General features: G+C 73.8%; 7 protein-coding genes. 3 read left to right on the top strand and 4 right to left on the bottom strand.

Going from position 1 to position 7,341, the window contains the following annotated elements; genetic code table 11:
• Positions 1-153 precede the first annotated feature (153 nt).
• Entirely contained in the window at positions 154-1,017 is an 864-nt protein-coding gene (locus ABT092_RS20140) for a F510_1955 family glycosylhydrolase (protein ID WP_351245678.1), read from the top strand.
• 8 nt (positions 1,018-1,025) lie between these two features.
• Here the strand turns inward: ABT092_RS20140 and ABT092_RS20135 are convergent, their stop codons facing one another.
• The 4 genes from ABT092_RS20135 to ABT092_RS20120 all read right to left on the bottom strand — a co-directional run bounded on the left by ABT092_RS20135 (position 1,026) and on the right by ABT092_RS20120 (position 4,645).
• Positions 1,026-1,421: a glyoxalase superfamily protein gene (locus ABT092_RS20135; RefSeq protein ID WP_351245676.1), complete on the bottom strand. Its 396-nt coding sequence runs from the start codon at positions 1,419-1,421 to the stop codon at positions 1,026-1,028.
• 68 nt (positions 1,422-1,489) lie between these two features.
• A complete protein-coding gene (locus ABT092_RS20130) occupies positions 1,490-2,890 on the bottom strand; it encodes an FAD-dependent monooxygenase (protein ID WP_351245674.1) in 1,401 nt (466 codons plus the stop codon).
• Positions 2,887-4,074 (bottom strand): hypothetical protein, encoded by a 1,188-nt coding sequence (locus ABT092_RS20125; protein ID WP_351245672.1) that lies wholly within the window; start codon positions 4,072-4,074, stop codon positions 2,887-2,889. The genes ABT092_RS20130 and ABT092_RS20125 overlap by 4 nt, the downstream gene beginning before the upstream one ends.
• A gap of 4 nt (positions 4,075-4,078) precedes the next feature.
• Positions 4,079-4,645 carry a toxin-antitoxin system, toxin component gene (locus tag ABT092_RS20120; RefSeq protein ID WP_351245670.1) on the bottom strand — a complete coding sequence of 189 codons (567 nt, stop codon included), beginning with the start codon at positions 4,643-4,645 and terminating at the stop codon, positions 4,079-4,081.
• Positions 4,646-5,035: 390 nt separating this feature from the next.
• Here ABT092_RS20120 and ppk2 point away from each other — a divergent pair, with 390 nt between their 5' ends.
• Positions 5,036-5,860, top strand: coding sequence for a polyphosphate kinase 2 (gene ppk2 / locus ABT092_RS20115; RefSeq protein ID WP_351245668.1), 825 nt, complete (start codon positions 5,036-5,038; stop codon positions 5,858-5,860).
• Between the two features lie 64 nt (positions 5,861-5,924).
• Positions 5,925-7,316: a diaminopimelate decarboxylase gene (gene lysA, locus ABT092_RS20110; RefSeq protein WP_502968466.1), complete on the top strand. Its 1,392-nt coding sequence runs from the start codon at positions 5,925-5,927 to the stop codon at positions 7,314-7,316.
• Positions 7,317-7,341: the final 25 nt, after the last annotated feature.

Here is a 7,341-nt window from a genome sequence, read left to right as displayed (position 1 = left end):
CACCCCATATAAACTCCCCCCCCCCGCCCCCGAGCTGTCCGCGCCCGGCCCGGGGCCCCGGGGGCCCCCGGGCCCCGTCCCCCCCTCCCCCGCCCGCGGCCGGCGCTCCCCAGCGGGGACCGGCCGCGCCCGACACCTGATCAGGACTCTCCGATGAAGCACCGCATGACCCTGTCCGTCTGTGCCCTCGCCCTCGGCCTCACCGTGACCGCCTGCTCGTCCGACTCCTCCGACGATGCGGCCGGGAACGACGCCGGGACCGCCATCAGCCACATCCACGGGGTGGAGATCGACCCGAAGGACGACGCGCTGTACGTCGCCACGCACAACGGCATCTACACCCCGGACGGCGAGGGGCGGCCGCAGTTGGTCGGCGAACGCAAGGACGACTTCATGGGCTTCACGCTCGGGAAGTCCGGTGCGTTCCTCGCCAGCGGTCACCCCGCCCCCGGCCGGGACGCCCCCCACAACCTCGGACTCATCGAGAGCACCGACACCGGACGCAGTTGGAAGGAGAAGTCCCTCGGCGGCGAGGTCGACTTCCACTCCCTGGAGTACGCCCACGACACGGTCTACGGCTACGACAGCACCAACGGCCTGCTGCGGGTGAGCGCGGACGGCGTGCGGTGGGACGACCGGGCCTCCCTGGCCGCCGTGGACATCGCGGTCAGCCCCGAGGACCCGGACACCGTCCTGGCGACCACCCAGCAGGGACTCGTCCGCAGCACGGACGGCGGCGCCTCCTTCGGTGCGGCAGCCGAGCCCGTGCTGGCCTTCGTGTCCTGGCCCGAGGGCGCGAGCCTGTACGGCATCGACCCGGCGGGCGCGTTGCGGGTGAGCGCGGACGGCGGGAAGACCTGGAGCAGCCGGGGCACCGTCCCCGGTGGCGCGCCCCAGGCCCTGACCGCGGTGGACGCGAAGCGGCTCGTGGTCGCCTCCCAGGACGGGGTGTACGAGTCCCGGGACGGCGGGAAGACCTTCGACCGCACCATGGAGGTGGCGGGCGACGAGCACTGAGGACGGGCTCAGTCCAGGGGGGTGCCCACCCGCAGCCGGTTCCCGTCCGGGTCGGTCAACTCGATCTCCCGCGCCCAGGGGACGTCCTCGGCCGTGACGCCGAACTCGCCCGCCACCGCGTCCACGTCGGTGACCCTCAGGTACACCAGCGTGCCGGGGCGGGCGTCCCCCACGTGCTCGGAGAGGAACAGCCGGACCGCGCCGCGGGCCACCTCCACGAAGGCGGGCAGACCGGGCTCGAAGCGGTGCTCCCACTGCCGGGCGAAGCCCAGGCGGGCGTACCAGCGGGCGGCCCGGTCGGCGTCGCGCACCCTGAGCACGGGGATCGCCTCCTCCCGGACGGCAGGGGGGATGCGGGCCACCGGCGGACCGGGGCTGGACTCGGGGTTCGGCGTCGTGGTCATGCGGTCACTCTCCCAGAAGGCGGTGACAACCGGGGCGCAGGAACGATCCGCCAGCCGCGGCCCGCCCCTCACCCGCCGACGACCGCCTCCCGCTCGCCCCGGGTCAGGGGCGGCCCGGTCAGTTGGGGGCGCAGCGGCCCACGGGCGGCGGCGAGCAGCACGGACGGCTTGAGCAGGAGCAGGGGGCCGTGCTCCATGGAGGTCACCCGGGTGACCTCGCGGGCGATGCGACCGTTGCCGGTCGCGGTGTGCAGCAACCGGTCCAGATAGGCGGCCGAGGCCCGTTCGCGCAGGGTGGGGCCGTGGGGTGTGGCCCCGGGGTAGAACACGTCCTGGCTGGTCGCCATGGACCACGCGACCGACACCGGTCCGGCGACGGCCCGTTGCAGGTGGCGGGCGAGCCCCGGCGTCTCCCAGCCCCGGCTGCGCACCACCGCCCGCACGGCCCGGGCGCTCTGCGCCGCGACCGACATGCCCTGGCCGTAGGTCGGGTTGTAGGCGGCGACCGCGTCACCGAGGGCGACGAAGCCCTCGGGCCAGCGCCGGGCCCGTTCGTAGTAGTGGCGGCGGTTGGCCGTGGTCCGGGTGAGCGCCACGTCCTCAAGGGGTTCCGCCCGGCTGATGAGGTCGGCCAGCACCGGGTGGCGCAGTCCGCGGGCGAACCGTTCGAACGCGTCGTTGCCGCGGGTGGGTTCGCCTCCGGTGGTACCGGAGAGGGTCACGTGCCAGCGGCCCCCCTCGACGGGGATCAGGGTGCCGGCGCGACCCGGGCCGAGGCCGCGCGGGTCGGCCTGGATGTTGACCGCGGGGAACCCGTCGTGGGTCGCCTTCGGCGCCCGGAACAACCGGCTCGCGTAGACCAGCCCGGAGGAGACCGTCCGTTGCGGGACCGGGGGCAGGCCGAGGTCGCGCAGCCAGGCGGACGCGCGCGAGGCCCGCCCGGTGGCGTCCACGACCAGATCGGCCCGGAGCGCGTACCGCGCGCCGTCGCCGTCCCGGACCCGGACGCCGATGACCCTCGAAGCGTCACCGACCAGCCCGAGGGCCTCCGTGCCCTGCCGCAGGGTGACCCGGTCGCAGGCGAGCACCTGGGCCCGGACCGTCGCGTCGAGGAGGTCCCGGGAGGACAGGAGCATGTAGTGGGCACCTGCCCAGCGCCGGAACCACCCCTGCGGCGAGAGCCCGACCATGTCGTCGGGCAGGGCGAGGCGGCGGGCTCCGCGGGCCAGCAGCCGGTGGGTGACGCCGGGGAGGAGTTCCTCCATGGCGTCCGCGCCACCGGACCACAGCAGGTGGACGTGGCGCGCCTGGGGCAGGCCCCGGCGGGGCGCCGGCTGGGCCGGGAGCACGTCGCGTTCCACCAGCGTCACGTGGGCGACGGCGGACAGGGCCTGGGCGGTCAGCACACCGGCGAGTCCGCCGCCGAGGACGACGACGGATCTGCCGGAGCGGGCGGAGCGGTCACTCATGGGGGCACGCTTTCTGTTCGGGCGTTCACACGTGCGCGGACCGCCTCGACGACGGCCGGCGAGCGCAGGGCCCGGGCGATCTCCTGGGCCTGACCGCCGAGCGGCGCGCCGGGGGCCTCGCCCCGGACCGCGTCGTCGCGGGAGCGGACGGCCCGGTGCTCGATCGCGGTGAGCAGGGTGACGGCGCCCGCGATGCCGGTGGCCTCCCCGGGGGCGGCTCCCCTGTCCAGCGCCTCGTCGCGGGCCCGGCGCCACAGCGCGTAGTCGATGTACGGGCCCAGGTGGATGACCTCGTCGCCGATGTAGGTCTCGCGGGCGGTCAGGGCGAGGGCAGCGCTGCGCGAACGCCCCACCCGTAGGGCGGGCTTCACGTCGGCGTGGGACTTCAGCAGTCGGTACAGCGGGCGCAGCCGCCAGTGGCTGGCGCGGGCGTGCCACCAGTCCTGGGCGGCTTGTCCCGCGTGCGGGAGGATGAAGCCGGCCCCGATGAAGACGGCGCTGACGCAGGCGACCGGCGGGGCGACCCGGGTGCTCAGGTGGTCCAGGTTCCCGCCGGCCCACCGGGCCACCACGGCGGTCCACTTGACGGTGTCGAAGCCGAGGTTCGCCACGTAGCCGATGCCGAGGCAGACGACCCCGCTGCGCAGCCATCCGTGCAGGCGTCCTTGCCAGGACCAGATGAGGTAGGAGGTGATGAGCACCGCCACCGTGTGCGCCAGCAGGTAGAGGACCACCACTTCGCGGATGAACGGCGTGTCGGCGTAGTGGGTGTCGAGGTCGTGGACGCGTTCCTCGGGCACGTCGGCGAGGGCGAAGAGGACCCACAGGCCCACGATCACCGTGCTGTAGACGGCCGTGACCCAGCACACCGCGCGACGGGTGGCCGCGCGGTCGTCGTTCTTCCAGACGATGATCAGGATGAGGCAGGACGCGCAGAACGCGGTCAGCAGGGTGTACACCCAGGGCGCGGAGACGTTCGGGACGCCGGTGACCCGGTTGAGCCAGACGATGGTCCGGGGGTTGGCGAAGAGGAACACCCCGCACGCGAGCACCAGCAGTCCGCCGACGGCGCGCAGCAGTTTGTCGCGCCAGAACCGGACGATGGCCGGGGCCTTGTAGAGCAGGGCGGCGATGAGGACGGCGGCGGGTATGAGGTAGGTGACGTCCAGGTCGGAGGGTCTCACGCGGCTACCGGACGCCGAGGGACGCTTGGATGCGGATGCTGATCCCGTCCTGTCGCACCGGGCGCCGGCGGTGGGGGTCCTCGATCAGGGCGCGCAGTCGACTGCCCAGCAGCAGGCCGAAGGACTCGGCGTCGCGCTCGTGGTGGTCGTGGCAGTGGCTGCGGGCGGCGAACGAGCGCAGCATGTCCGTCCACCGGCAGCCCGCCTCGTCGGAGGGGCGTTCCCCGGCGAGGGCACGGGCGGCGGCCGGATCGTGCGCGGCGGGGCGGCCGTGGCCCTCGGTCAGGTGCCACAGCTCGTGGCCGACGATGACGACCTGTTGGACGGGGTCGTGGCGCTGCTCGACCAGGATCATGTCGTAGTCGTCGAAGTTCAGCATGAGTCCGGTGACGCCCGCCTGGTCGGGGAAGGTCTCGAAGCGGAGCACGATGGGGCGGCCACGGCGCTGGGCCATCTCCTCGCACAGGGCGGCGCAGAGCACCGGTGCCCCGGCGGGGAGTTCGAGGCCCCGGGCGTTCACCGCGTCGGAGAGGTTCAGGGCGAGGCGCCGCATCCTCCGGTTGATGTTCATCACCGCGGCCTTCCGCTCGCGGCGGCGAACGGTTCCCGCGAGGCGGTGTGCGGACGTGCGGGGCCTGCCGGGCGGCGATGGGCCGCGTCCTGCCGCGCGAAGGGTGTGCGAGGCGGAACGGAGGAGGGACTCACCGATGGTCTCCGTGGACGTGGGGTTCCGTGACGGGTGGGGGCAACCGGTTCGCAACGCCCCCGTGCGCCTGACCTTAACGCCTTCCGTGCGGACCGCAATGCCGGTTCCCCCGCGGATCGTTGGCGGGGTCCGTGCGAGCGGGTCGGCCGCTTCGGAGGCGGGCCGGCCACGGCGGTCGGTTAACGTGCTGATCATGGGTCGGAAGGCCGCGACGGGGCGGCCCAGACGACGACCGACGGCGAGGAAGGCGTACGGATGGCGGCGAAGGGCACGGGGTCGGGCGGCGGGCGGAAGCTGCCGCGGGAACCGTACGAGCGCGAGTTGTACCGGTTGCAGAGCGAGTTGGTGAAGCTCCAGGAGTGGGTGCGGGCCGAGGGGGTCCGTCTGGTCATCGTCTTCGAGGGACGCGACGCGGCCGGCAAGGGCGGCACGATCAAGCGGGTGACCGAGTACCTCAATCCCCGGGTGGCGCGGATCGTGGCCCTGCCGCGGCCCACGGAGCGGGAACGCGGCCAGTGGTACTTCCAGCGCTACGTGGAGCACCTGCCGACGGCCGGGGAGATCCGGCTGTTCGACAGGAGCTGGTACAACCGGGCCGGGGTGGAGCACGTGATGGGCTTCTGCACCAAGGCGGAGCACCAGCGCTTCCTGCACCAGTGCCCGATCTTCGAACGGATGCTGGTCGAGGACGGTGTGCTGCTGCGCAAGTACTGGTTCTCGGTGAGCGACGCGGAGCAGGAACGTCGCTTCCGCAAGCGGCTGGAGGACCCCTTGCGGCGGTGGAAGCTGTCGCCCATGGACCTGGAGTCCATCACCCGGTGGGAGGCGTACTCACGGGCGAAGGACGAGATGCTGGTGCACACGGACATCCCCGAGGCCCCCTGGCACATCGTGGAGAGCGACGACAAGCGCCGGGCGCGGCTCAACATGATCGCTCATCTGCTGTCGACGGTCCCCTACCGCGAGGTCCCGCCACCGGATGTCACCATCCCTCCCCGGCCGCCCGCCTCCGGCTACCAGCGCCCGCCGAAGGACCTCCAGTCGTACGTGCCGGACCATGCGGCCGGCCTGGTGGAGTAGCCGCGGCAGGCAGAGTGGGGAGCATCGAAGACGTGCGTGCTCAGCCATCGAAGAATCCGCTTTCGTGTGCCAGCGGCGGGCCGCAGGATGGCGGGGAGCCCGTCTGCCCGTGGGAGGAACCGTGACCCCGTCAGCCATCGACCCGGACCTGCTCCCCCGCACCGCCACGACCGGCCCCGCGGGGCTGGCCGTGGGAGGGGTGCCGCTGACCGAGTTGGCGGAGCGCTTCGGCACGCCGCTGTTCGTGTACGACGAGGAGCACCTGCGGCGGCGGTGCCGCGAGGCGGTCGCCGCCTTCGGCCCGGGCCGGGTGGCCTACGCCTCCAAGGCGTTCCTGTGCACGGCCATGGCACGGCTCGCCCACGAGGAGGGCTTGCTCCTCGACGTGGCCTCCGGCGGGGAGTTGCGGACCGCCCTGCGGGCCGGGGTGCCGGCCGACCGGATCGTGCTGCACGGCAACAACAAGGACGTCGCGGAGTTGCGGACGGCCGCGGAGGTCGGCGTCCGGCACGTCGTGGTGGACAGCTTCGACGAGTTGGACCGCATCGAGGAGTCGCACCGGGACGGCGTCCCGGGCCCGTTGCCGGTACTGGTGCGGGTGGCGCCCGGGGTGGCCGCCGGGGCGCACGAGGCCATCCGCACCGGCGGTCGGGATTCGAAGTTCGGATTCGGCCTGGTCGACGGCACCGCCGCGGAGGCGGTGCGACGGGTCCGGCGCAGCCCCGCGACGCGTTTCGACGGGGTGCACGCACACGTCGGGTCCCAGGTGCTCGACCCCGCCGAACTGGCAGCGGGCGCCGCGGCGGTGGCCCGGTTCGCGGTCGGGGTCGGTGCGGCGGACCTCACCGTCGGCGGTGGGCTCGGGGTGGCGTACCTGGCCGGCCAACGGGTGCCGACGTTCGCCGCCTGGGCGGACGCGGTGCACGGCGCGGTGCACGGCGCCGGTTGGCCGGGGGCGGTGTCGGTGGAGCCGGGCCGGTCGATCACGGCCCGGGCCGGGCTGACGCTGTACCGGGTCGGCACCGTCAAGCGCATCGAGGGGGTGCGCACCTACGTCAGCGTCGACGGGGGGATGAGCGACAACCTGCGCCCGGCGCTGTACGGCAGCCGGTACGAGGCGTTCCTGCCGCGCAGCCCACGGGCCCCTCGCCCGTTGCGGGCCCGGGTGGTCGGCAAGCACTGCGAGAGCGGGGACGTCCTGGTCGACGAGGCGGCGCTCCCCGCCGACCTCGCCGTGTCGGACGTCCTCGCCACCCCGGTGACCGGGGCGTACGGCTATGCGATGGCCTCCAACTACAACAAGCTCCCACGGCCCGCCGTGGTCTTCGTGCGGGACGGGCACGCCCGGCTGGTGGTGCGTCGGGAGACCGAGGAGGACCTGCTGCGGCTCGACGTCACGGCGCCGACGGACCGTCCGCAGGGGTGGGCCGCCACGCCCGGCGCGGTCCGGGCGTAGGCGGGGGCACGGAGCGGCCTAGGCT

This window comes from Streptomyces sp. NPDC002490, assembly GCF_040296045.1.
Classification (GTDB): domain Bacteria; phylum Actinomycetota; class Actinomycetes; order Streptomycetales; family Streptomycetaceae; genus Streptomyces.
Note: the sequence above shows the minus strand (reverse complement) of the source record. Positions and strands in the feature narration are given on the sequence as shown.